A 22,762-nucleotide genomic window follows, 5' to 3' on the forward strand; every position below is an offset into this window, starting at 1 on the left:
CTTGCGGGTACTGCTCTTCACCGGCAAGGGCGGGGTGGGGAAGTCGACGATGGCCGCGGGCACGGCCGCGCTGGCCGCCCGGGGCGGCCGACGCACGCTCGTGCTGTCCACCGATGCAGCGCACTCCCTGGGGGATGCCTACGGCGTCGAGGTGGGCACCTCCCCGCGCGAGGTGGCGCCCGGACTCTTCGTGCAGCAGGTCGACGCGCAACAGCGCTTCCAGGAGTCCTGGGGCGAGCTGCAGCGCTATCTGCTGACCCTGCTCGATGCCGTGGGCGTGGACCCGGTGGCGGCCGAGGAGCTGACGGTCCTGCCGGGGGCCGAGGAGGTCCTGGCGCTGCTCGAGCTGCGCCGCCAGGCGCGCTCGGGGGGCTGGGACCTGATCGTGGTCGACTGTGCACCCACCGCGGAGACGCTGCGGCTGCTCGCCCTCCCGGAGGCGCTGGGCTGGTACATGCGGCGCGTCCTGCCGGTGGAACGACGGGTGGTCAAGAGCCTGCGGCCGGTGCTCTCGCGCGCTGCGGGGGTGCCGATGCCCCAGGACTCGGTCTTCGACGCGCTCGAGCGGTTGCACTCCGAGCTCGACGAGGTGCGGGCGCTGTTGTCCGGGCCGGGCGCGAGCGTGCGCCTGGTCCTCACCCCAGAGCGGGTGGTACTCGCCGAGGCGCGGCGTTCCTGGACCACCCTGTCGCTCTACGGCTACACCGTGGACGGGGTGGTGGCGAACAGGGTCTTCCCCAGCGACGGCTCGGACCCGTGGCGCTCCGGATGGGTTCAGGCACAGGAGGCAGTGCTGGCGGAGGTCTCCGAGTCGTTCTCCGGCCTCCCCCTGTGGCGGTCGGTCTACCGGACCGAGGAGCCCATCGGGGTCGAGGCGCTGGCCGCGCTGGCCGCCCAGGTGTACGCCGGCAGCGACCCCTTGGCCCTGCCCGCCCGGCAGCCCTTCACGGTGACCGAGTCCGGTCGGGGACGCGTCCTGTCGTTGCTGCTGCCGCTCACCACTCGGGCCGAGGTGGAGCTGGTGCGCCATGATGACGACCTGGTCGTGACCGTCGGGTCCTATCGTCGCGTCATCACCCTGCCCGCGGCGCTGGCCCGGCTGCGAGTGGCCGGGGCACGGGTGGAGAACGAGCAGCTGCAGGTGCGATTCGTGGAGGAGGCGTCATGACCGCGCACGAGGACGACGTGGTGGGGCCCCAGGTCGGGTCGGTGGGCGAGGAGGCCGCCAAGCTGCTCGGCGCGCTGTCGGGCTGGGCCGGGGAGCGGGGGCCGGGGCTCGGTCAGCACGTCGAGGACCTGATGGGCCAGATGGCGAGCTCGTTCCAGAGCCCCGAAGCCGGCCCCGGCCCCGGCCCCGACGTGGACCCCGACACGGGCCCCGACGCGGATCCGGGCGAGCAGCCAGGGATGCCGCGCGGTCACTCCGAGTGCACGGCGTGCCCGGTGTGCCGCGTCGTGCACTCCGTGCGTGGACTGCCACCCGAGGTCCGGGTGCACCTGGGCGCGGCGGTGGTGTCGCTGGGGCGCGCCGTGTCTGCGGCCCTCGCGCCTGCCCAGGCCCGGACGGAGTCGGAAGGCGTCGAGCGCATCGCCCTTGACGACGACGAGGGCTGGGTCCGGGAGTGACCCTGACGGTAGGGGTCGACGTGGGCGCCTCGAAGATCGCCGCGGCGGTGGTGGACCCCTGCGGCACGGTGCTCGAGCGTCGGCAGGTGCCCACTCCGGCTCATGACGTCCACGCACTGCTGGACGACCTGGTCGCGGTGGTGCGGGACGCCTCGGGCCAGCACGAGCCACAGGCGGTCGGGCTCGGCGTGGCGGCCTTCGTCGACGTGACGCGGTCCAGGGTGCTGTCCGCGCCCAACCTGCCCTGGCGCGACCTGCCGTTGCGTCGGGTGCTGGAGGACCGGCTCGACCTGCCGGTGGTGGTCGAGAACGACGGCAACTGCGCGGTGTGGGGTGAGTTCCGGTTCGGCGCCGGAGCCGGGGTCCAGGACGTGCTGCTGGTGACCGTCGGCACGGGAGTCGGGGGCGGCATCATCGGCTCGGGGCGTCTGCAACGGGGAGCTCACGGGGTCGCGGCGGAGATCGGTCACCTCAGGCTGGTGCCGGACGGCCGGGCCTGTGGGTGCGGTGCCCGTGGCTGTCTGGAGGCCTACGGGTCCGGCACGGCGCTGGTGCGTGGAGCTCGCGAGGCCGCGCAGACGGATCCGTCCTCAGGACCGCTGCTGGCTCTGGCCGGGTCGCCGGACCTCATCACCGGAGAGCTGGTGTCCCGGCTGGCAGCACAGGGCGATCCCTTCTCGATCGCGCGGCTGGCGTCGCTGGGCCAGCGGCTGGGGGAGGGGTTGGCGTCCCTCGCTGCGATCCTGGATCCCGAGGTGGTGCTGGTCGGCGGCGGGGTGAGTGCAGCCGGAGAGCTGCTGCTCGCCCCGCTGCGGGCGGCGTTCGCGGCTCACCACCCCGGCCGGGACACCCGGCCCCTCAGCGAGGTGCGCCTGGCGCACCTGGGCACCTGGGCCGGGGTCGTGGGCGCTGCAGACCTTGCTCGGGAGGCGATGTGAGGACCCCCGTGTGGGTCGGCGTCGACGTGGGGGGAACCAAGATCCTGGCTGGCGTGGTCTCCGAGGACGGCGCCGTGCTGCGCACGGCGGGCCGCGCGACGCCGGGCCGGCTGGCCGAGGTGCACCATCTCGAGGAGGCACTCACCGGGGCCGTCCTGGAGGCGGCGGACGGTGCGCCCCTGGCGGCTGTGGGCCTGGCGGCGGCCGGCTTCGTCGACTCCTCCGGCGACCGGGTGATGTTCGCGCCCCACCTGCCCTGGCGCGACGAGCCGGTCCGGACCCGGCTGTCCGAGCGCTGGTCGGCTCCGGTGTTCCTGGACAACGACGCCAACTGTGCTGCCGTGGCGGAGCGGGAGCATGGGGCGGCCCGCGGCGCCTCGTCGGTCCTGATGGTCACGCTCGGCACCGGCATCGGCGGCGCACTGCTCGTGCGGGACACCCTGGTGCGTGGGGCCGGTGGCATGGCCGGCGAGTTCGGGCACATGCGGGTGGTGCCGGGAGGCCTGACGTGCGAGTGCGGAGGGCGTGGCTGCTGGGAGCAGTACTGCTCCGGGAACGCCCTGCTGCGGGCCGCCCGTGCCTCGCTCACCGAGGGCCCCACGCTGCTCACCGAGCTCTGCGGCGGGGACCCGGACCGCCTGACGGGTCCGATGGTCGGGGTGGCCGCCGGCGCCGGCGACCGTTCCGCGATCGCAGCCTTCACGACCGTGGGTGAGTGGCTCGGTGCGGGACTGGCGAACCTCACGGCCGCGTTCGATCCGGCCCGGGTGGTCGTGGGTGGTGGACTCGCGGTGGCGGGGGAGCACTTCCTGGGTCCTGCCCGAGATGCCCTGGCGTCGTCGTTGGTGGGAGCCGGGCACCGGGACCTGCCGCCGATCGTCGTCGCCGCCCTCGGTCCAGCGGCAGGTCTGGTGGGCGCGGCGGTCCAGGCCAGGCGTCAGGTGGAAGGCACGGACGCTGGTGGGTGAGTGTGAGTGATCATCCGCGCCCGCTGGGCAACGGCTGACAGACTTCCTGGGCACAGGCTTGCGCAAGCACACCAGGCGGGAGAGGCGGCACACGTGCCGACGAACACTGCGAACAGGAGGTGAGTCGTGGTTGAGCACCGCGGAGCGCGCGTCGCGGTTCTGACCGCCGCCGCGATCGGTCTGTATTACCAGACCCAGCAGATCCCCACGCTTGTCGTGCCCACGATCCTGGTGCTCGGGGTCTTCGCGGCGCTCTTCATGCTGGCCCGGCCGACTCCGATGGACCGGTTGGACCCGTGGTGGCCGGCGCTGCTGCTGACCGGTATCTGCCTGACGGACACCGCGGTCAGGTACGGGCTCGACTACGCCCAGCACACTGCCGGGACGGTGGTGATCGTCGCGCTGTACCTGGGCAGCGGAGCCGTCGCGGTGTTGGGGGTTGCGAAGGCGTCTCGGATCGGGTTCGTCGTCCTGCTCGCGGTGCACTCGGGCCTGATCCTGCTCGACTTCGAGTTCCACCTCCAGGTCATCGACGTCCAGGTGTTCCTCGACGAGGGGGTCGACGCCCTGCTGCACGGGGTCAACCCGTACTCGATCACCATGCCCAACATCTTCGACCCAGAGCGCACCGCCCGCCTCTACGGGCCGGGAGTGGTGCAGGACGGCCGCATCCAGTACGGCTTCCCGTACCTGCCCGCCCCGCTGTTCCTGGACGTGCCGGGCCGGCTGCTCGGTGACGTCAGGTACGTCCACCTCGCGGCCCTGCTGGCCACCGCGGTCCTGGTCCGGCACCTGGCCACCGACCGCACGGGCCGCGCGATGGCGGTGCTGCTGGTCAGCGCTCCGGTCTCGCGCGTCGTGGTCAACGCCTACTGGATCGAGCCGCTGCTCGGCCTGCTCCTCGCACTCACCGTCTGGTCCCTGGCGCGCCGGCGGCCCGGGTGGGCCGGGATCACGCTGGGACTGCTGCTGGCCTCCAAGCAGTACCTGGTGGTGGCGCTGCCGAGCCTGGCCAGCGCGTGGCGCGGCCATGGCCGCAAGGCCCTGATCGCGACCCTGGCGACCGCCCTACTGGTGGTGCTGCCCTTCTTCGCCCTCGACCCGGTCGGGTTCTGGCGTTCGGTCGTGCAGTGGCAGTTCGTCCAGCCGTTCCGGAACGACTCCATGTCGCTCCTGCCGGGCCTGGCCGACGTGTTCGGCGAGCTGCCGGGCTGGTTCGTCTCCGGCCCGTCGCTAGTCCTGGGGCTGGTCGTCTCGGCCCTGGTGGCCTGGCGCACCAGGCCGGGACCGACCGCCCTGGCGCTGGGCGTGGGGCTGAGCCTGCTGGTGACCGTGCTCTTCTCCAAGCAGGCCTTTCCCAACTACTTCTACTTCATCGGCGCTGCCCTGATCCTCGCGGTGACCACGTGGCCCCAGGACGAACCGAGACGTCAGACCTGCGCGCCGTTGTCCCAGGGGTCGCGGGGGTCCCGCGACATCGTCGCGACGAGATAGCCGAAGCCGGCGACGAAGCAGACCACCGCGACCAGCGAGACCAGCGTGGGTGGACGCCAGCCGGTCAGGGCCAGCACGAGCATCAGGATCGGGATCCCCAGGACCGCGGACCACGACGCCCGGCGCAGGGGCGGCACCTCCGGCAGCGGGGGCGCCGGCTGGGGCACGAAGTCGTCGTCGGTCTCTCCGCCGGACTCCGGCGGGTCGTCGGCGGCCTCGTCGGACCCCGTGGGGCCGGTGAAAGGACCGGGGTCCGCGGCGGCAGGGTCGCCCTCACCGGTGGGGCGCGCACGTCGTCCGCTGGCGGTCTCGGTCCCGAGGTCGTCGAGGCTGGGCCGCTCGCCGTAGTTTTCGACGATCGCCCTCCAGGCCTCGTCGTCCCGCGAAGTCACTCCTCGACACTAGCCGGGGGACGGAACTGACGCCTCCACGACGGGCGCCTCAGGCCGTCACCCGAGCCACGAAGGCGGCGGACTCCTCGAAGATGGTGGGGGCGTCGTTGTCCAGCGTGGCCACGTGGAAGCTCTCCTCGAGCGAGCGTTCGGTGAAGTCCCGGGAAGAGATCCGGGACTTGATGATCTCCAGCGAGGACGGGTCGACCACGTGGTCGACGGCGGACTTGAAGAAGAGCACCGGGACCGTGATGCGCACCAGGTCCTCCCGGAGCAGTCGCCAGTGGCGCATCATCGAGTGAGTCGCCTTGAGGGGGGTGCGGAGGTAGCCGTGCTCCTCGCCGCCGGGCTTCTTGATGTCGTTCGCGATGCCGGGGAGGGAGGGGACGACCCACTTGAGCACCGGCAGCGCCAGCACGTCCTTGCGGGTGGTGGCCACCGCCGGGTTGACCAGCACCAGGCCCCGCAGCGCCTCCCCCCGGTCGGCCGCGAGCTGGAGGGCCAGGGCGCCACCCATGGACAGGCCGCCGACGACGACCTCGTCGTTCTCCCGCGCCAGCCGGTCGAAGGCCCGGTCGAGCTCGGCGTACCAGTCGTCCCAGGTGGTGCGGTTGAGCTCCTGCCACGAAGTGCCGTGCCCGGGCAGCCGAGGCACCTCAACGCCGTACCCGTGCGCGGCCAGTGCCTCGCCCCAGGGCGTGATGGAGGCGGGCGAGCCGGTGAAGCCGTGACTCAGCAGCACGCCGATCCGGCGGCCGCCGGTCTGCTCGGGACGGGCAGTGCGCGACAGCGGCGAGGCGAGCGGATGGATGGCCATGCCGGGCATTCTGCACCAGCATCGGCAAATAGGCCCGGGGGGTCTAGGCTCGCGTCGTGCTGTACTGGTTCCTGAAGAGGATCGCCCTCGGGCCATTTCTCCGACTCATCTTCCGTCCCCAGGTCGAGGGAGCGGCCAACGTCCCTGCCGAGGGACCCGCCATCCTGGCCAGCAACCACCTCTCCTACGCCGACTGGCTGTTCATGCCGCTCACGCTGCCGCGCCGGGTGACCTTCGTGGCCAAGGCGGAGTACTTCACCACCCCTGGGGTCAAGGGCTGGTTCCAGAAGAAGTTCTTCGCCGGCTCCGGCCAGGTGCCGATCGATCGCAGCAGTGGCAACGCGGCCGAGGGCGCGCTGGCGTCCGCCAAGCAGATCCTGGCCCAGGGCGACCTGTTCGGGATCTACCCCGAGGGCACCCGCTCCCACGACGGCAAGCTCTACCGCGGTAAGACCGGCGTCGCACGGCTGGCGCTGGAGAGCCGCGCGCCGGTCATCCCGGTGGCCGTCGTGGGCACGGACGTGGTCGCTCCTCCGGGCAAGAAGTTCGGCTCCATCACCCGGCCCATGGTCCGTTTCGGCGAGCCTCTGGACTTCTCCCGCTACGAGGGCATGGAGAACGACCGCTACATCCTGCGCTCCATCACCGACGAGATCATGTACGAGATCATGCGCCTCTCCGGCCAGGAGTACGTCGACATGTACGCCGCCCGGGCCAAGGACGAGGCCAAGAAGGCTGAGGACGAGACCCGGCGTCTCGAGCGCGAGGCCGCGGCCCAGGCCGAGGCCAAGCGGGCGTCCTGACCAGCCAGGCCGTGCCCAGGCCCCGTCCTGGGCTGCGGGATCCCGACGCCGCCGCCGGTGCCGGCGTCGAGGACCGGCTCTTCGACGCCCTCGCGGTGCTCCGCGTCCTGGTCACCATCAACATGGTGGGGCTCACCGTGTGGCGTTGGGACAACTTCGTCCGGCCCACCGCCGCGCTCGTGGCCGTCGCTCTGCTGGTGCTCTGGACCGGTGTCGCGCTCGTCGCCTACCGGGACGCGGCGCGCCGGACCCTGTGGCTGCTGGGCAGCGACCTCGCGGTGGCCGCGCTGGCCCTGGGCATCACCCCCTGGCTCAAGGGTGACGGCTTCCGGGCCACCCTGCCCGGGTTCTGGGTGATGGGGGCCCTGCTCGCCTGGGCCGTGCACTGGCACTGGCGCGGGGGCCTGGTCGCGGCCGTGATCCTCTCGGTGGTCGACGTGGCGATCCGCCAGGAGGTGACGCAGACCAACTACGGGCACGTCTTCCTGCTGCTCCTGGGGGGAACGGTGGTCGGCTACATGGCGGGTTCGGTGCGCGAGATGGCGGTCCAGGCCGCCCGCGCCGATCGGGCCACGGCCGCGGCCGAGGAGCGGGCCAGGCTCGCTCGGGCGGTGCACGACGGCGTGCTGCAGGTGCTCAGCCTGGTGCAGCGCCGCGGGGCCGAGATCGGTGGCGAGTTCGGTGAGCTGAGCCGGCTGGCGGCCGAGCAGGAGTCCCGGCTGCGCTCGCTGATCCGGGCCCAGGACACGCTGACGGAGGCTGTCCCCGCGTCGCAGGCCGAGACCCTCCAGGCCCGCAGGGACCTCTCCGCAGCCGTGGAGGCGCTGGCCTCGTCGCGGGTGACTGTGGTGACCCCCGGGACGCCGGTGCCCATGCCGGCACCGCGGGTGGAGGCGCTGGTCGGTGCGGTGCGTGCCTGCCTGGACAACGTCAGCCTGCACGTGGGGCTCGACGCCCCGGCCTGGGTGCTGCTCGAGCACGCCGGTGACGAGGTCACCGTCAGCGTGCGGGACGAAGGGCCGGGCATCCCGCCCGACCGGCTCGAGGCGGCCGCGCGCGAAGGACGGCTGGGCGTGGCGTCCTCGATCAGGGGGCGTCTGGAGGAGCTCGCAGGGACCGCTTCGGTTCACACGGGCGCCCAGGGCACCGAATGGGAGCTGACCGCTCGGCTGGAGGAGCCCCGATGACCATCCACACCACACATCCCTTCGCGTCCGAGGAACCGGATCGAGACCCCGCCCGCCGGCTGCGCGGCCGGCTCGGCGGCGTGGTGACGCTCTGGACCGCCGGCGACGAGCAGGGCCGAGCAGGGCTGACGGTCTCCTCGGTGATGGTCGCGGGTGGCGAGCCGGGTCGGGTGCTGGGCCTGCTCGACCCGGACTCCGACCTCGTCGAGGTGCTGCAGCGCACCCGGGCGGCCGTCGTACACCTGCTGCGGTGGGAGCACCGCGACCTCGCCGACGCCTTCGCCGGCGTGGCACCAGCGCCCGGTGGGCTCTTCCGGACCGGGGTGTTCGTGGCGGGCACCCACGGACCCCGACTGGAGTCGGCCACCACCTGGGCGCGGGTCGAGGTCGAGAGCCTCGCCGAGGTGGGCTGGTCCCTGCTCGTCACGGCCACCATCACGGCTGCGGAGATCGGCGACGAGGACGACCCGCTGCTGCACCGCCGCGGTCGGTATCGGCGCGTGGGCGGGCCGGGCGGGCCCGCGGCGGACTAGGGTCGCCGCGTGAGCGAGCAACCCACCAGGCTGATGGTCGTCGACGACCACCCGATGTGGCGCGACGCCGTGGAGCGAGACCTGCAGGCGGCGGGCTTCGACGTGGTCGCCGTCGCGGCCACCGGCGCGCAGGCCGTGGCCCGGTTCGCCGCGGCCCGACCCCAGGTGGTCGTGCTGGACCTGCAGATCCCCGAGCCGAACGGCGTCGAGGTGACCCGCACGGTGCTGGAGCAGGACCCGGGCGCCCGGGTCCTGATCCTGTCCGCCTCGGGGGAGCAGAACGACGTGCTGGAAGCCGTGAAGGCGGGCGCCACCGGGTACCTGGTGAAGTCGGCCTCGCGCGAGGAGCTGATCTCCGCGGTACGACGGGTGGCGGCCGGGGACACCGTCTTCACCCCGGGACTAGCCGGGCTGGTGCTGGGCGAGTTCCGGCGCATCTCCGACCCCAGGACCCTGGACGGGACGCCCGAGCTGACCGACAGGGAGACCGAGGTGCTGCGGATGGTGGCGAAGGGGATGTCGTACAAGCAGATCGCCGAGCGGCTGTTCATCTCCCACCGCACCGTGCAGAACCATGTGCAGAACACCTTGCGCAAGCTGCAGATGCACAACCGGGTCGAGCTCACCAGGTACGCGATCGAGCAGGGCCTGGACGAGGAGTGACCTGGCGACCCGCAGACATGGCGGATGCGATCGGGCTGACCGAGCTGGAACGCGCTGCCAACCTCGAGGCGCTCGTGCACGTCTTCGACCCCCAGCGGCATCCGTTCCCCTTCGATGACGTGCTGGCTCGATGGGTGCTCGTGCTGGAAGACCCCGAGGTGCGGGTGGAGGCTGTCGGGTCCGAGCGCCTGCGCGCCTGTGCGGCGTATGACGACGACAACCTGCGCCACCTGTTCGTGGACCCCGCGTGCTGGGGGACGGGACTCGGGCGCGCCGGGGTGGAGCGCGCGGTGGCGCACATCCGAGCAGCCGGAGGCACGCCGCACCTGTGGTGCCTGGCGGACAACCACCGGGCCCGAGGGCTCTACGAGCACCTGGGGTGGCGCCCCACCGGGACCGCCCGCGAGGCGGTCTGGCCGCCGCACCCGATCGAGATGGAGTACTCGCTCTCGACTTCGTCCTCGTCCGCGCCGAGCACCAGGGGCTAGGCGGTCGCCTGCTCGCGTGCCGGGTGCGGTTCGCCGGAGGGTGCGGCGTCGACCAGGTCGTGGTGCACGTCGTAGCGCGCCCGCAGCCTGGCGTCCTGCTTGACCCGATAGCGCTCACCCAGCGTGGCGCGCGCAGCCAGGCTGCCCGGGACGCGGTCGACCGCCCGGTTGACCGCCCCCAGCACCGGCCCGACCGCACGGATCACGGTCTTGACCCGGGTGTCGGGGATGCCCAGCTCGTCGGCGATCCGGTCGCCGAGAAAGACCCGTTCCAGCCCGTGCACCACCGAAGGCGCCACGCGGTGCAGCCGAGTGTGGGGGAGCAGCTGCTCGATCTCCGGCACTAGGAACTCGGCGTTGATGGAGGCGACCAGGTCGCGGCAGTAGCCGTCGACCTCGGGACGGGTGAACAGGTAGATCTCCTCCAGCTGCTCCTGCTCGGTCTGGTCCCCGGGCAGCAGGTCGGGGTGGATCCCCAGCAGGTGCCCGACGTAGCGCCAGCGCGCGTAGTAGCCGGCCACCTCGTGAGGCAGGAGCGCCGCTCCGATGGCGGCCATGCCGCGCAGGGGGATCAGGCAGAACTCCACCAGCGTGTAGGCCAGGAACGCCTGGCAGATGGGCACCCCCCAGTCGTGGTCCTGCCAGCGCGGGTCCTTGACCAGGGCAGCGCGCACGAGGGCGTGGATGATCCGCACCCGCACCGTGAGCTCGAACCCCGCGGCGTGACGTTGCAGACCACCCTGGGCGCTGGCCTCGACCAGCCAGGACGCCACCTCGATGGTGCGCATGCCGGCGCTCTCGACGTACCGCCCGGTCATCTCCAGGGGCCGGGACGCCGTGGCGTTGGCATAGCCGCTGACCAGCGAGGCGGCCCCCAGGACGATGCCGGCCTGGCGGGTGTACCGGCCGACGTGGAGGTACGCGTGGTCCATGGCCGCGAGGTCCACCCAGTCGGGCACGTCGTCGAGCTCCACGAAAAGGGCGCGCAGCGACTCGGGCGCCTGGGGCACGGAGTCGATCCCCTCCCGGCAGGCGGTACGGAGCATTCTCATCGCACGACCGTGGCCGAGGCTGGCCACGTCGGCCACGAACGCGTCGGCCAGCGGATCGCCCTCCCACATCGCCTCGAAGTACCTGGGCGCCAGCGCGGGGAATCGCTGCCGGGCCTCCGCCACCCTGCTCACGCTGTGCGGGATCTCGGGGCGTGCGGACTCGGTGTCGGAGGTCACATCGCCCAGCCTATGCTCGCGGTGTGCCCACGGACCATCTTCTGCAGGCGGCTGATGAGCTCTATTCACTGCCGCTGGCGGAGTTCACCTCCGCCAGGGACCGGCGAGCCAAGGACCTGAAGGGCTCGGACCCGAAGCTCTCCGTCCGGATCAAGAGCCTCCGCAAGCCCTCGCTGGCCGCCTGGGTCGTCAACCTGCTGGTGCGCCGGGAGGCCGAGCAGGTGGAGCAGCTCCTCGCCGTGGGAGCAGCCCTGCGCGAGGCACAGGCCAACCTGGTCGGGGAGGAGCTGCGGGCGCTGACCCGGCAGCGGCGGCAGGTGACCGCCGCGGTCACCGGGCGTGCTCGCAGCCTCGCTGCGGAGGCCGGCCAGCGCGTCACCGACTCGGTGGCCGACCACGTGGAGGCCACCTTGACCGCGGCCGTGCTGGACGCGGACGCCGCCGAGGCGGTGCGCAGCGGGCTGCTGGTCGCGGCGCTGAGCGCGACGGGGGTGGATCCCGTCGACGTCGCCGCCGCGGTGGCCGCGCCGGCAGCCCTCGGCTTCGCCGCCAGCACCCGCGAGGCCCCCGTCGCGCCCCGGCCCCAGCTCCGGGTGGTGCCGGACCCGGATGCGGACGCCAAGAGGCTCAGTGCCGCACGGGACCGCGTGAGCCAGGAGAGCGCCAACCTGGCCAGCGCGAGGGAGGAGCACGAGGCGGCGGCGCGTGAGGTGGCCGAGCTGGAGGCCCGGAGCATGCAGCTGCAGTCGGAGATCGACGAGCTGCGACGGCGGCTGGCCGAGCTGGAGGCGGCGGCCGAGCAGGTCGACGACGAGCTCGCCGACGCCGAGGACGTCCGAGCCGAGGCGGAGGGGACCGTGGCTGAGCGGGGGCGCTCGCACCAGGCGGCCGTGGAGTCGCTGGCGACCCTGGAGCAGCAGCAGCCCTAGCCCAGCGCTAGGCCCAGCCCTTGGACCGCTCGACCGCGTCCTGCCAGCGTCGGTACGCACGGTCGGAGGCCTGGCGATCGGACCGGGGCTCGAAGCTCCGCCCGAGCTGCCAGGTCTCGCGCAGGTCGTCCACCGAGTCCCAGACCCCCGTCCCCAGTCCGGCCAGGAACGCGGCGCCCAGTGCGGTGGTCTCCACGATTCGCGGGCGTTCCACCGGGACCCCCACCTGGTCGGCCTGGATCTGGCAGAGCAGGTCGTTGGCGGCGGCGCCGCCGTCCACGCGCAGCGACGCCAGGTCCGGCATCGTCTCCAAGACGTCGCGCACCTCGAAGGCGATGGCCTCCAAGGTGGCGCGCACCAGGTGGGCGCGGGTGGTCCCTCGGGTCAGCCCGATGATCAGTCCGCGTGCGTGGGGGTCCCAGTGCGGCGCGCCCAGACCGGTGAGCGCCGGCACGAAGACGACACCCCCGGCGTCGGGCACCGTGGCCGCGATGCCGGCGGTCTCCGCCGCGGACCCGATGATCTGCAGCCCGTCCCGCAGCCACTGGACCGCGGCGCCGGTGACGAAGATGGACCCCTCGAGTGCGTAGGTGGTCACTCCGTCCGGGCTCCGCCAGGCAGCGGTGGAGAGCAGCCCCGCGTCGGAGCGGGCGACGGTGGTGCCGGTGTTGGTGAGGATGAACGACCCGGTGCCGTAGGTGCACTTGGAGTCCCCCTCCTCGAAGCAGGTCTGACCGAACAGGGCCGACTGCTGATCGCCGGCGATGCCGGCCACGGGCACCGAGAGACCGCAGAAGGAGGCCGCGTCGGTGACCGCGACCTCTCCCCAGCTGGGCACGACGTCGGGCAGGGAGTCCCGAGGCACCCCGAACAGGTCGCACAGCTCCGCGGACCAGTCGCCGGCCTCGAGGTCGAACAGCAGGGTGCGGGACGCGTTGGAGACGTCGGTGACGTGCCAGGTGCCGCGAGTCATCCGGGCGATGAGGTAGGAGTCGACGGTGCCCACGGCGTAGCGCCCGGACTCCACCAGTGCCCAGGTGTGCGGCTCGTGCTCGGCCAGCCAGGCCAGCTTGGTGCCGGAGAAGTACGGGTCCAACCGCAGGCCGGTCAGCTGTGCCACTCGCTTCTCGTGACCGGCCTCCCGCATCCGGGTGCACACCTCCGCGGTACGCCGGTCCTGCCAGACGATCGCGCGCCGCGGGGAGCCCAGCGTCTCGCGGTCCCACAACAGGATCGTCTCGCGCTGGTTGGTGATCCCGATCGCCGTGATGTCGCCGGTCTCGACCTGGGCGAGGACCTCTCGGGTCGCGGCCAGGGTGGCCTGCCAGATCTCCTCCGGCGCGTGCTCGACCCACCCGGGGCGGGGGAAGTGCTGGTTGAACTCCTGGTAGCCACGGGCGGTGATGGTCCCCTGGGGGCTGACCGCCACGGCGGTCACGCCGGTGGTCCCGGCGTCGATGGCGATGACGCTCATGCCTGTGCCTCCCGGGTCGTCGTGGCGTCGCGCAGGATCTTCAGAACCTGGACGTCGATCCACTCCGGCGCCAACCCCGGGGCGACCCGCATCTCGTAGTTCTCCGACGCCACCCAGGCGGCGAACCGGTCGTGCCCCAGCGACTGGGCACGCTCCTCCAGCTCGCCGAGCAGCCCCGGGTCGACGCTGACCCGCTCCGCGGCGGTGGAGGCGGTGAGGTGGAGCTGGTGGAGGTCCAGCAGCCGCGCCAGCTCGGCCACTGGGTCGGTGTGGTCGTCGACGCGGAGGTCGACGGCCAGGTCGTCCCGGCCGGCGTACCCGGCTCCGTCCCGGACCACCAGCAGCGCCGCGGACTGCCGTCCCCTGCGGTCGCCGCCGGCATCGTCCCCGGCGGCCAGCGCCGCGAGCAGTCGCCGGGCGAACGGGGCGGAGGTGTCCTCCTGCCAGGCTCGGACCATCGCCTCGATCACCTCGGGGCCGGCGAGGATGTTGCCCTGGACCGCGAACCCGGGGCCGGTGCGGCCTCCGGCCCACTCGTGGCAGTGCCGCCCGGTGTACGTCGCGGCGTCGCCGTCCAGACCGACGATGCCGACCTGCCGGTCCTCGCGCCCGTCGTCCTCGGCCAGCAGCCGGTCGAGGGCCACCTGGGCGGTGGCTCCCTCGTCCAGGTGGGCCAGTGCCTGGCCCTTGTAGGCCACGTTGGCGTCGGCCTGGGTGGCCAGGGCCCCCAGGCCGGCCACGGCGGCCGGCACGACCGACCCGACGGCCAGGAACTTCGACGCCACGGCCACGCCCCAGGACTGGCCGTCGTCGGATCTTGCGACGATGGAGAAGGTCATGGGCCGACCCTAGTGCCGACGGGGACGACGGCGGCCGAGGTGGAGCCGGTGGCTCAGGGCAGCTGTCCGATCGAGGAGAGCATGGCGGTGAACCACGGCTGGTCGACGTCGAACGCCTTGTGCCCGGCGATCCGCGACAGCTCGACCGCCCGCAGCTCGTCGCCCCGTTCCTCGTCGTTCCCCACGACCCCGGACTCGCCGCGCACGGCGCACTCGACGGCGACCTCGGCCATCTGGCGGATCAGCGCCAGGTCCGTCGCGTTGGCCGGAGCGGAGCGGGAGAAGTAGCCCGACTTCTGCACCATCTGCTTCTGGGCGCCGATCCGGGATCCGAACGCCTCGGCGAAGTACTTGCCGGGGTTGATGGTGTCGAGCTTGACGTGGCCGAAGGCGTCGCGGGCCACCGTGGTGCCGGCGGCCTCGAGCTCGGCGACGATGTCGGAGACGCCGGCGCCCTCGCTCAGGAAGATGTTGACCGAGCCGATCTCGTCCATCACCGCGCTGAGCCGGGCGGCCTCGGCCTCCAGGTCGATCGCCAGCTCGGGCACGTAGACGGCATGGATGTTCCAGCGCTCGGGGGTCAGACCGATGCTCGGCAGCCAGTCCTGCTCGGCGTGCCAGTCCAGGTAGGAGCGTGCCGCTGCCGCGGTGAGCCAGCCGCAGTTGCGTCCCATGACCTCGTGGACGATGAGCATCCGGGGGCTGGACCCGTGCTCGGCGAGCACGTTGCGGGCGAACAGCGCCGCCTGCTCCGCGGCGGTCTGGGACCCCAGGCTCTGCCGGATGGGGACGATGTCGTTGTCGATCGTCTTGGGCAGGCCGACGACGGTGAGCTCGACCTCGTGCTCCTTCAGGTACGCCGCCAGGTCGGCCGCTGCGGTGTTGGTGTCGTCCCCGCCGATGGTGTGCAGCACCGAGACCCCGTCGGCGACCAGCCGGTCGGCCGCGACCTGCAGGGCCGTCTCGTCGGGGCCGATCAGCCCGCGTCTGCGGCAGTCGGCATCGTTGGTCAGCTTCACCCTGCTGTTGCCCAGAGGGCTGCCGCCGAAGCGGTGCAGGATCGAGGCGCCGCGCCGGGCGTCCTCGTCGACGACGACGCTGTCCCCGGTCAGCAGGCCCTGGTAGCCGTGCCGGTAGGCGAGGATCTCGGTCTCCGGGGAGACCTGGGTCCAGGTCTCGATCAGGGCACCGACGGCCGAGGAGAGGCAGGGCGCATAGCCGCCGGCGGTCAGGATCGCGACACGGTTGGGAGACATGCCGGGAAGTCTAGGTTGTTGCGCTCCCGTCTGCCCGAGGACACAGTGGGAGACCACAGTGGGCGGGGCGCGCCGGTGATCGGCGGTGGCTCGAGGGGCGAGGAGCGCACATGGCCGAGACAGATGCCGAACCGACCACGACGTCCACGGGGGAGCCCGGGCTCAAGCGGGTGATGGGGCCTGGCCTGCTCCTGCTGTTCATCGTCGGCGACATCCTGGGGGCCGGCGTCTACGCGGTGACCGGGCAGATGGCCGCCATCGTCGGCGGCATGGTCTGGCTCCCGTTCCTGCTGGCCTTCGTCGTGGCGACCCTCACCGCGCTGTCCTACCTCGAGCTGGTCACGAAGTACCCCCAGGCGGCGGGGGCGGCGCTGTACGTCCACAAGGCCTTCGGCATCCACTTCGTCACCTTCCTGGTGGCGTTCGCGGTGGTCTGCTCCGGCATCACCAGTGCCTCGACCTCGGCCAACGTGCTGGCCCAGAACCTCACCGGCGGGCTGGTGGTCAACGGATGGCTGGACGAGGCGCCGAGCACCACGGTCATCATGCTCATCGCGATGGCCTTCATGGTGTTGCTGGCGCTGATCAACCTGCGTGGGGTGGGGGAGTCGGTCAAGTTCAACGTGATCCTCACCCTGGTGGAGATGACCGCGCTGGGCATCGTGATCCTGGTCGGCTTCTGGGCGATGGCCCAGGGGGAGGGCGACGTCGGGCAGGTCTTCACCTTCGAGAGCGCCGACGACCAGGGCATGTTCATGGCCGTCACTCTCGCCACCTCCATCGCGTTCTTCGCCATGGTGGGGTTCGAGGACTCCGTCAACATGGTGGAGGAGTGTCAGGAGCCCCAGAAGATCTTCCCGCGGACCATGCTCACCGGCCTGGGCATCGCGGTGCTCATCTACATGCTGGTGGCGGTCGCGGTGGTGACGGTGCTGACCCCCAGCGAGCTGGAGACGATCAACGAGTCAGAGGGTCGAGCGCTGCTCGAGGTGGTCAGCAAGGGGGCACCCGACTTCCCCATCGACCGGATCTTCCCCTTCCTGGCCGTCTTCGCGGTGGCGAACACGGCACTGATCAACATGCTGATGGCCAGCCGCCTGCTCTACGGCCTGGCCCACCAGGACGTGCTGCCGCGCGTCCTGGGCAAGGTGGCGCCCCGGACCCGCGCACCCTGGGTCGGCATCCTCTTCTCCACCGTGCTGGCCCTGGGCCTGCTCTGGTACGTGGCGCGGGAGTCGGACAGCCCGGTGGTCACCCAGCTCTCCGGCACCACGGCGCTGCTCCTGCTCGCCGTCTTCAGCGTGGTCAACATCGCCTGCCTGGTGCTGCGCCGGGACCCGGCCTCGGGGTTCTTCAAGTCGCCCGGCCTCACCCCGTTGCTGGGCGCGGTGCTCGCCCTCGTTCTGCTCGTGGTGCCCTGGGACGAGCGGGACCCGCTGCAGTACAAGATCCTGCTGTGGCTGCTCGGCATCGGGGTGGTGCTGTGGGCGCTGACCTGGCTCACCAACCGCGGCGTGCGGGCCAAGAAGACCGGCTTCCGCGACATCGAGCACCTCGACCACGAGTGACGAGGGTGCTCGGGGACCGCCCCGAGCCTCACGCGGAGCAGACCACGCCTGTGGTACGGGTCCTGGACGCTCGCGCGTCGGACGTAGTCTGGGACGGTGAGCACCTTCCCACCCGACTCCTCCCTCGTGTCCTCGGACGTCATCCCCACCCTTGAGCAGCTGCATGCCATGGGCCCGGCCCAGCAGCCGACGTACGGCGACCGTGCCGCGCTCGACCGGGCGGTGGCCCGGCTCCGCAAGTCTCCGCCGCTGGTCTTCGCCGGCGAGTGCGACGACCTGATGACCAAGCTGGCCGCGGTCAGCCGGGGGGAGGCGTTCCTGCTCCAGGGTGGGGACTGCGCCGAGACCTTCGACGGCGTGACGGCCGACAACGTGCGCAACAAGCTGCGGGTGCTGCTGCAGATGGCGGTGGTGCTGACCTACGCGGCGTCGGTGCCGGTGGTCAAGCTGGGCCGGCTCGCGGGGCAGTACGCCAAGCCCCGGTCCTCCGACACCGAGACGCGGGACGGCCTCACCCTGCCGGCCTACCGCGGGGATGCCGTCAACGGCTTCCCGTTCACCGCCGAGGACCGGGAGCCCGACCCCCAGCGACTGGTGGACGTCTACAACTCCTCCGCCGCCACGCTCAACCTGGTCCGCGCCTTCGTCACCGGCGGCTACGCCGACTTGCGCCAGGTGCACACCTGGAACACCGACTTCGTGCGCGACTCGCTGGCGGGCCAGCGCTACGAGACGGTGGCGAGCGAGATCGACCGCGCCCTGACCTTCATGCGGGCCATCGGTGCCGACCCCGACGAGTTCCACCGGGTCGACTTCCACTCCAGCCACGAGGCGCTGCTGCTGGAGTACGAGCAGGCCATGACCCGGATCGACAGCCGGACCCAGGCGCCGTACGACGTCTCGGCCCACTTCCTGTGGATCGGTGAGCGCACCCGCCAGATCTCCGGTGCGCACGTCGAGCTGCTGAGCCACATCCGCAACCCCATCGGCGTGAAGCTGGGCCCCACCACGACGCCGGACGACGCGCTGGCGCTGGCCGCCAAGCTCAACCCGGACAACGAGCCGGGCCGACTGACGTTCATCACCCGGTTCGGCGCCCACAAGATCCGCGACGGCCTGCCCACCCTGGTGGAGAAGGTGGATGCCGCGGGCGTCAAGGTCGCCTGGGTCTGTGACCCGATGCACGGCAACACCTTCGAGGCGTCGTCGGGCTACAAGACCCGGCGCTTCGACGACGTGATCGAGGAGGTCCAGGGCTTCTTCGACGTGCACCGTTCGCTGGGCACCTGGCCCGGTGGCGTGCACGTGGAGCTCACCGGGGACGACGTCACCGAGTGCGTCGGCGGTGGCGAGGCCCTGGACGAGGCCGGCCTCAGTGACCGCTACGAGTCGGTGTGCGACCCCCGGCTCAACCGGGTGCAGTCCCTGGAGCTGTCGTTCCTGGTGGCGGAGATGCTGCGCAAGGCCTGACGCAGCGGGCTCCACCAGCACCTGCATAGCATCGGTGCGTGACGAACCTCATCGACCTGCGCTCCGACACCCTGACCCGCCCCACTCCCGACATGCGTACCGCGATGGCCCGAGCCGAGGTCGGCGACGACGTCTACGGCGAGGACCCGACGGTCCGCGCCCTGGAGGAGCGGGTGGCGGGGTTGTTCGGCCACGAGGACGCCCTGTTCACCCCGACCGGGTCGATGGCCAACGTGCTCGCCGTCCGCACCCTGGTGGGGCCGGGGGAGGAGGTGCTGTGCGAGTCGTCGGCGCACATCGCCCGCGCCGAGCTGGGGGCGCACGCCGCCTACACCGGGCTCACGATGCGCACCTGGAGCCACCCGCGCGGTGGGGTCGACCTGCCGGCCGTGGAGCGGATGTTCGCCCCCGACATGGGGCCGTTCTTCGTGCGCACCAAGGCGGTCTCGGTGGAGAACACCCACAACTTCGCCGGCGGCACCGTGCTCACGCTGGCGGACCTGGACGCGCTGCACGCCTTCACCACCGCACAGGGGGTCGGCCTGCACGTCGACGGGGCCCGGATCTGGAACGCCCACGTCGCCACCGGCACCCCGCTCTCCGCGTACGGCGCCCGCGCCGAGGTGATGGCCGTCTGCCTCTCCAAGGGGCTGGGGGCCCCGGTGGGCTCGCTGGTGGTCGGCTCGGCCGAGGCGATGGCCGAGTCCCGGGTGTGGCGCAAGCGCATGGGGGGCGGCATGCGGCAGGTGGGGATCCTGGCCGCGGCCGGCTTGCACGCCCTGGACCACCATGTGGAGAGGCTCGCCGAGGACCACGAGCACGCGCGCCTCCTGGCCGAGGCCTGCGGGGTCGACCCGGAGCAGGTGGAGACCAACATCGTGGTCCTCGAGAGGAGCGACGCCGCCGAGCTCGTCGAGGCCGCCTCGGCCGAGGGGATCAGGATCTCCACCGTGGGTCCCCGCACCGTCCGACTCGTGACCCACCTCGGGATCGATCGGGAGGACGCCCAGCGCGCGGCGACGGTGCTCGCCAAGCTCACGAGCTGAGCAGCCACCAGGCTCACCCCGATGAGCCTCGCGACACGCTCAGGCGCGTCTGATCCGGGTGCTGGAGTCCACCCGGTTGACCACCGGCGGCATCCGGCGCACTGCCTGGGCCAGCTCGCGCAGCTCGCTGCCCACCAGTGCCTGGGGCCCGTCGCACAGCGCGGTCTCCGGGTTCGGATGGACGTCGACGATGACGCCGTCGGCACCCACGCCGATGGCTGCGCGGGTCAGCGGCACCACGAGGTCCTTGCGTCCGGCAGCGTGCGAGGGGTCGACGATGACCGGCAGGTGGCTGGTGGCCTGCACCACCGGGACGGCCGAGATGTCCAGGGTGTTGCGGGTCGACGGCTCGAAGGTCCGGATGCCGCGCTCGCAGAGCACGATGTCCAGGTTGCCGCGCTGGGCGATGTACTCCGCGGCCATCAGCCACTCCTCGATGGTGGCCGTCATGCCACGCTTGAGCAGCACCGGCTTGCCGGCCGTGCCGACGGCCTGCAGCAGGCCGAAGTTCGCCATGTTGCGGGTGCCGATCTGGAGCATGTCGGCGTGTGCGGCCACCACGTCGACGTCCCGGGCGTCCACCACCTCGGTGACGATCGGCATCCCGGTCGCGGCGCGGACCGAGCTGAGGATCTTCAGGCCGTCCTCGCCGAGGCCCTGGAAGGCGTACGGCGAGGTGCGCGGCTTGTAGGCACCCCCACGCAGCAGGGTGGCTCCCGCGGACTGCGCCATCCGGGCCGCGGCCATGGTCTGCTCGCTGGTCTCCACCGCGCACGGGCCGGCGATGAAGGTGAAGGAGTCCGGGCCGATGGGCACCTGGTGCTCCGGGGGGCCGACCCACACCGTGGAGCGCTGGGGGTGGTGCTGACGGCTCACCAGCTTGTACGGGTCTGAGATCCGGTGGACGTCCGCGACGCCGCCCAGGGCGCGCAGGTTCAGGTGGTGGAAGGACTCCAGGTCGCCGACCAGGCCGATGATGGCTCGCTCCACGCCGGTGGAGACGAAGGCCTTCCCGCCGACCCCCTCGACGCGGGACACCACCCGGGCGATGTCCTCCTCCGTGGCCTCTGGGGACATGACGACGACCATGGGGCGACGGTAGTGGTGCAGCGCGGCGCCTCACGCGTCACACCACGATGTGGACCGCGCCGCCAGGGCATCAGGCAGGACACCCAGTCAGACCGCGAGGTGCGGGACCTCGCCCTCGATCTTGCGCCGCGGCACGATCTCCACGACCACCATGGCGGTGAGCACCATGAGCCCGCCGACGACCAGTCGCGAGGTCACGGACTCGTCGCCCAGGAGCACGGCGAAGAGCGCGGCGAACACCGGCTCCAGGCTCATGATGATGGCGCACCGGGTGGGCGGCAGGTGGGCCTGGGCCCAGGTCTGCACGACGAGTGCCGCGGCGCCCGCGACCAGGGCCATGTAGAGCAGGGAGAGCCAGTCGCCCCGGGTCGCCGGCAGCACGATCCCGTCCGGGGCGGTGGCGGTCAGGCACACCAGGGTGATGACGACGAGCTGCACGATGGACATGCCCAACGCCTCGTCGGGCTTGGACCACGCGCCCAGACCCACGATGTGCAGGGCGTAGATCACCGCGGCCACCAAGGTGATGGCCTCCCCGTATCCCAGGCTCAGCCCGTTGAGCGTGAGCACCGCCAGACCCGCCGTGGCCAGGGCCACCGCACCCCAGGTGAGGCGGGTGATCCGCGTCTTGAGGATCCAGGCGGCCAGCAGGGGGGTGAACACGACGTACATGCCGGTGATGAAGCCGCTCACGCTGGCGGCGGTGTGCGCCAGGCCGGCGGTCTGCAGGATCTGCGCGACACCGTAGAGCAGACCCAGCACCAGCGCGTGGCGCCGGGACTCCGCCGAGAGCCTGGCCACGGCCCGGGGTGCGAGGACGAACAGCGCCAGGCTGGCCACGGCGAAGCGGACCGCCAGGAAGTCCAGGGTGGGCACCCGGTCCAGGAGGTCCTTGATGAGGAAGAACGTGGAACCCCAGCTCGCGGTCATCGCGAGCAGGGCCAGGCTCGCGACCAGGGTGGTACGTCGCTCAGTCACCCCAGGCATCCGCGCGCAGCCTCCTCAGCAGTGCCAGGTCCGGGTTCCCGACCTCGCGCGAACCGGGGGTCTCCAGCACGAACGGCACCCCGGCCGTCGCGGGATGGGAGAGCAGCTCGGCGAACGCACCGATCCCGATGTGTCCCTCGCCGAGCCGCATGTGCCGGTCCTTGCCGGCGCCGCGGACGTCCATCGAGTCGTTGGCGTGCACCAGGCGCAGCCGGCCCGGTCCGGCGATCTCGACCAGGCGGTCCACCGTGGCTGTGGTCCCACCGGGCTCGTCGAGGGGGGCGCCGGCTGCGAAGACGTGGCAGGTGTCCAGGCAGATCCCGGCCTTGGGATGGTGGTCCACCGCGGCCAGGTAGGGCGCCAGGTCCTCGACCCCGGCGCACAGCGACCGGCCCTGGCCCGCGGTGGGCTCGAGCAGCAGCCAGGGCGCGTCGTCGCCCTCCAGGGTCTCCAGGATCGGCAGCAGCGACTCGCGGACCTGCCTCATGGCCTCGGCGTACCGCACGTCGCTGTCGCCGGGGTCGACGTAGGACCCGGTGTGCACCACGACTCCCTCTGCTCCCAGCTCTCGACCCCGGCGCAGGTTGTGGGCCAGCACGGCGGCGGACTTCTCGTAGGTCGCGGCCGTGGGGGAGCCCAGGTTGACCAGGTAGGGGGCGTGGACGAACACCCGCAGGCCGCGCTCGGCGCAGGCCGTGCGGAAGCGGGCGTCCTGGACCGGGTCGCCGGCAGAGTGGGCCCACCCGCGAGGGTTCCCCGCGAAGATCTGGATCGCCTCGCAGCCGAGCTCGTCGGCGCTGGCAAGTGCTCCGGCCACCAGCCCCTTGCCCACCACCACATGGGTGCCCACCGGGTTGCGCTGGGCCGGGGACGGCTGAGCGGGCGGGGTGGCGGCGGTCGCGTCGAGCAGGGCGTTCTGGGGCACCGTCCCAGCCTAGGCGCCGTCGCGGGCCGGCCCCCGGCCGG

The 22,762-nt window shown here is 72.1% G+C and carries 23 protein-coding genes; 14 read left to right on the forward strand and 9 right to left on the reverse strand.

What is annotated here, in order from left to right; translation table 11 throughout:
* Nucleotide 1 precedes the first annotated feature (1 nt).
* The 5 genes from C5H89_RS12420 (at nucleotide 2) to C5H89_RS12440 (ending at nucleotide 5,026) form a co-directional block, all read left to right on the forward strand.
* Nucleotides 2-1,168, forward strand: a complete 1,167-nt coding sequence (locus C5H89_RS12420) for an ArsA family ATPase (RefSeq protein WP_104107316.1) — start codon at nucleotides 2-4, stop codon at nucleotides 1,166-1,168.
* Complete coding sequence (locus tag C5H89_RS12425; protein WP_104107317.1) at nucleotides 1,165-1,626, forward strand: hypothetical protein; 462 nt, start codon at nucleotides 1,165-1,167, stop codon at nucleotides 1,624-1,626. Before C5H89_RS12420 ends, C5H89_RS12425 begins: the two co-directional genes overlap by 4 nt.
* On the forward strand, nucleotides 1,623-2,564 hold the full coding sequence (locus C5H89_RS12430) for an ROK family glucokinase (RefSeq protein ID WP_104107318.1): 942 nt from the start codon (nucleotides 1,623-1,625) through the stop codon (nucleotides 2,562-2,564). Before C5H89_RS12425 ends, C5H89_RS12430 begins: the two co-directional genes overlap by 4 nt.
* Nucleotides 2,561-3,532 carry an ROK family protein gene (locus tag C5H89_RS12435; RefSeq protein ID WP_104107319.1) on the forward strand — a complete coding sequence of 324 codons (972 nt, stop codon included), beginning with the start codon at nucleotides 2,561-2,563 and terminating at the stop codon, nucleotides 3,530-3,532. The genes C5H89_RS12430 and C5H89_RS12435 overlap by 4 nt, the downstream gene beginning before the upstream one ends.
* 126 nt (nucleotides 3,533-3,658) lie before the next feature.
* Entirely contained in the window at nucleotides 3,659-5,026 is a 1,368-nt protein-coding gene (locus C5H89_RS12440; RefSeq protein ID WP_104107320.1) for a glycosyltransferase 87 family protein, read from the forward strand.
* Here the strand turns inward: C5H89_RS12440 and C5H89_RS12445 are convergent.
* Together C5H89_RS12445 and C5H89_RS12450 are read right to left on the reverse strand one after the other, a co-directional pair.
* Nucleotides 4,963-5,418: a hypothetical protein gene (locus tag C5H89_RS12445; protein ID WP_104107321.1), complete on the reverse strand. Its 456-nt coding sequence runs from the start codon at nucleotides 5,416-5,418 to the stop codon at nucleotides 4,963-4,965. The two genes, C5H89_RS12440 and C5H89_RS12445, sit on opposite strands and share 64 nt — an antisense overlap.
* 49 nt (nucleotides 5,419-5,467) lie before the next feature.
* Nucleotides 5,468-6,235, reverse strand: a complete 768-nt coding sequence (locus C5H89_RS12450) for an alpha/beta fold hydrolase (RefSeq protein WP_104107524.1) — start codon at nucleotides 6,233-6,235, stop codon at nucleotides 5,468-5,470.
* A 56-nt stretch (nucleotides 6,236-6,291) separates the two neighbouring features.
* Here C5H89_RS12450 and C5H89_RS12455 point away from each other — a divergent pair, with 56 nt between their 5' ends.
* Genes C5H89_RS12455 through C5H89_RS12475 form a run of 5 tightly spaced genes read left to right on the forward strand, consistent with a single transcriptional unit; the run spans nucleotide 6,292 to nucleotide 9,909 of the window.
* Nucleotides 6,292-7,038, forward strand: coding sequence for a lysophospholipid acyltransferase family protein (locus C5H89_RS12455; RefSeq protein WP_104107322.1), 747 nt, complete (start codon nucleotides 6,292-6,294; stop codon nucleotides 7,036-7,038).
* Between the two features lie 11 nt (nucleotides 7,039-7,049).
* Nucleotides 7,050-8,225 (forward strand): DUF5931 domain-containing protein, encoded by a 1,176-nt coding sequence (locus C5H89_RS12460; RefSeq protein WP_240181837.1) that lies wholly within the window; start codon nucleotides 7,050-7,052, stop codon nucleotides 8,223-8,225.
* Nucleotides 8,222-8,758, forward strand: coding sequence for a flavin reductase family protein (locus C5H89_RS12465; protein ID WP_104107323.1), 537 nt, complete (start codon nucleotides 8,222-8,224; stop codon nucleotides 8,756-8,758). Before C5H89_RS12460 ends, C5H89_RS12465 begins: the two co-directional genes overlap by 4 nt.
* A gap of 9 nt (nucleotides 8,759-8,767) precedes the next feature.
* Nucleotides 8,768-9,421: a response regulator transcription factor gene (locus tag C5H89_RS12470; RefSeq protein WP_345840643.1), complete on the forward strand. Its 654-nt coding sequence runs from the start codon at nucleotides 8,768-8,770 to the stop codon at nucleotides 9,419-9,421.
* A 17-nt stretch (nucleotides 9,422-9,438) separates the two neighbouring features.
* Nucleotides 9,439-9,909 (forward strand): GNAT family N-acetyltransferase, encoded by a 471-nt coding sequence (locus C5H89_RS12475; protein WP_104107325.1) that lies wholly within the window; start codon nucleotides 9,439-9,441, stop codon nucleotides 9,907-9,909.
* Here the strand turns inward: C5H89_RS12475 and C5H89_RS12480 are convergent.
* Nucleotides 9,906-11,138, reverse strand: a complete 1,233-nt coding sequence (locus tag C5H89_RS12480; protein ID WP_104107326.1) for an oxygenase MpaB family protein — start codon at nucleotides 11,136-11,138, stop codon at nucleotides 9,906-9,908. The genes C5H89_RS12475 and C5H89_RS12480 overlap by 4 nt on opposite strands.
* 23 nt (nucleotides 11,139-11,161) lie before the next feature.
* On the opposite strand from C5H89_RS12480, the gene C5H89_RS12485 reads away from it, so the two are divergent.
* Nucleotides 11,162-12,067 (forward strand): hypothetical protein, encoded by a 906-nt coding sequence (locus C5H89_RS12485; protein ID WP_104107327.1) that lies wholly within the window; start codon nucleotides 11,162-11,164, stop codon nucleotides 12,065-12,067.
* A gap of 7 nt (nucleotides 12,068-12,074) precedes the next feature.
* On the opposite strand, the gene glpK is transcribed toward C5H89_RS12485, so the two are convergent.
* Genes glpK through C5H89_RS12500 form a run of 3 tightly spaced genes read right to left on the reverse strand, consistent with a single transcriptional unit; the run spans nucleotide 12,075 to nucleotide 15,636 of the window.
* Nucleotides 12,075-13,541 carry a glycerol kinase GlpK gene (gene glpK / locus C5H89_RS12490; RefSeq protein WP_104107328.1) on the reverse strand — a complete coding sequence of 489 codons (1,467 nt, stop codon included), beginning with the start codon at nucleotides 13,539-13,541 and terminating at the stop codon, nucleotides 12,075-12,077.
* Entirely contained in the window at nucleotides 13,538-14,380 is an 843-nt protein-coding gene (locus C5H89_RS12495; protein WP_104107329.1) for a DUF1028 domain-containing protein, read from the reverse strand. The genes glpK and C5H89_RS12495 overlap by 4 nt, the downstream gene beginning before the upstream one ends.
* A gap of 53 nt (nucleotides 14,381-14,433) precedes the next feature.
* Nucleotides 14,434-15,636, reverse strand: a complete 1,203-nt coding sequence (locus tag C5H89_RS12500; RefSeq protein ID WP_104107330.1) for a pyrophosphate--fructose-6-phosphate 1-phosphotransferase — start codon at nucleotides 15,634-15,636, stop codon at nucleotides 14,434-14,436.
* A 110-nt stretch (nucleotides 15,637-15,746) separates the two neighbouring features.
* Between C5H89_RS12500 and C5H89_RS12505 the strand changes: the two genes are divergently transcribed.
* The 3 genes from C5H89_RS12505 to C5H89_RS12515 all read left to right on the forward strand — a co-directional run bounded on the left by C5H89_RS12505 (nucleotide 15,747) and on the right by C5H89_RS12515 (nucleotide 19,720).
* Complete coding sequence (locus tag C5H89_RS12505; RefSeq protein ID WP_104107331.1) at nucleotides 15,747-17,204, forward strand: APC family permease; 1,458 nt, start codon at nucleotides 15,747-15,749, stop codon at nucleotides 17,202-17,204.
* Nucleotides 17,205-17,372: 168 nt separating this feature from the next.
* Entirely contained in the window at nucleotides 17,373-18,674 is a 1,302-nt protein-coding gene (locus tag C5H89_RS12510) for a 3-deoxy-7-phosphoheptulonate synthase class II (RefSeq protein ID WP_101526100.1), read from the forward strand.
* Nucleotides 18,675-18,712: 38 nt separating this feature from the next.
* Entirely contained in the window at nucleotides 18,713-19,720 is a 1,008-nt protein-coding gene (locus C5H89_RS12515) for a GntG family PLP-dependent aldolase (RefSeq protein WP_275887118.1), read from the forward strand.
* Between the two features lie 39 nt (nucleotides 19,721-19,759).
* Here C5H89_RS12515 and aroF read toward each other — a convergent pair whose 3' ends face one another.
* The 3 genes from aroF to C5H89_RS12530 form a co-directional block, all read right to left on the reverse strand.
* Complete coding sequence (gene aroF, locus C5H89_RS12520; protein ID WP_104107332.1) at nucleotides 19,760-20,809, reverse strand: 3-deoxy-7-phosphoheptulonate synthase; 1,050 nt, start codon at nucleotides 20,807-20,809, stop codon at nucleotides 19,760-19,762.
* 87 nt (nucleotides 20,810-20,896) lie between these two features.
* Nucleotides 20,897-21,787, reverse strand: coding sequence for a DMT family transporter (locus tag C5H89_RS12525; RefSeq protein WP_240181838.1), 891 nt, complete (start codon nucleotides 21,785-21,787; stop codon nucleotides 20,897-20,899).
* Entirely contained in the window at nucleotides 21,780-22,721 is a 942-nt protein-coding gene (locus C5H89_RS12530; RefSeq protein WP_240181839.1) for a deoxyribonuclease IV, read from the reverse strand. The genes C5H89_RS12525 and C5H89_RS12530 overlap by 8 nt, the downstream gene beginning before the upstream one ends.
* Nucleotides 22,722-22,762: the final 41 nt, after the last annotated feature.

The organism is Nocardioides sp. 616 (assembly GCF_002930065.1).
GTDB classification, from domain to species: Bacteria; Actinomycetota; Actinomycetes; order Propionibacteriales; family Nocardioidaceae; genus Nocardioides; species Nocardioides houyundeii.

Coding starts and splice junctions, on each gene's coding strand:
- C5H89_RS12425 (WP_104107317.1), top strand. CDS start 1,165: ATGACCGCGCACGAGGACGACGTGGTGGGGCCCCAGGTCGGGTCGGTG.
- C5H89_RS12450 (WP_104107524.1), bottom strand. CDS start 6,235: ATGGCCATCCATCCGCTCGCCTCGCCGCTGTCGCGCACTGCCCGTCCC.
- C5H89_RS12465 (WP_104107323.1), top strand. CDS start 8,222: ATGACCATCCACACCACACATCCCTTCGCGTCCGAGGAACCGGATCGA.
- C5H89_RS12475 (WP_104107325.1), top strand. CDS start 9,439: ATGGCGGATGCGATCGGGCTGACCGAGCTGGAACGCGCTGCCAACCTC.
- glpK (WP_104107328.1), bottom strand. CDS start 13,541: ATGAGCGTCATCGCCATCGACGCCGGGACCACCGGCGTGACCGCCGTG.
- C5H89_RS12495 (WP_104107329.1), bottom strand. CDS start 14,380: ATGACCTTCTCCATCGTCGCAAGATCCGACGACGGCCAGTCCTGGGGC.
- C5H89_RS12500 (WP_104107330.1), bottom strand. CDS start 15,636: ATGTCTCCCAACCGTGTCGCGATCCTGACCGCCGGCGGCTATGCGCCC.
- C5H89_RS12505 (WP_104107331.1), top strand. CDS start 15,747: ATGGCCGAGACAGATGCCGAACCGACCACGACGTCCACGGGGGAGCCC.
- C5H89_RS12510 (WP_101526100.1), top strand. CDS start 17,373: ATGGGCCCGGCCCAGCAGCCGACGTACGGCGACCGTGCCGCGCTCGAC.
- aroF (WP_104107332.1), bottom strand. CDS start 20,809: ATGGTCGTCGTCATGTCCCCAGAGGCCACGGAGGAGGACATCGCCCGG.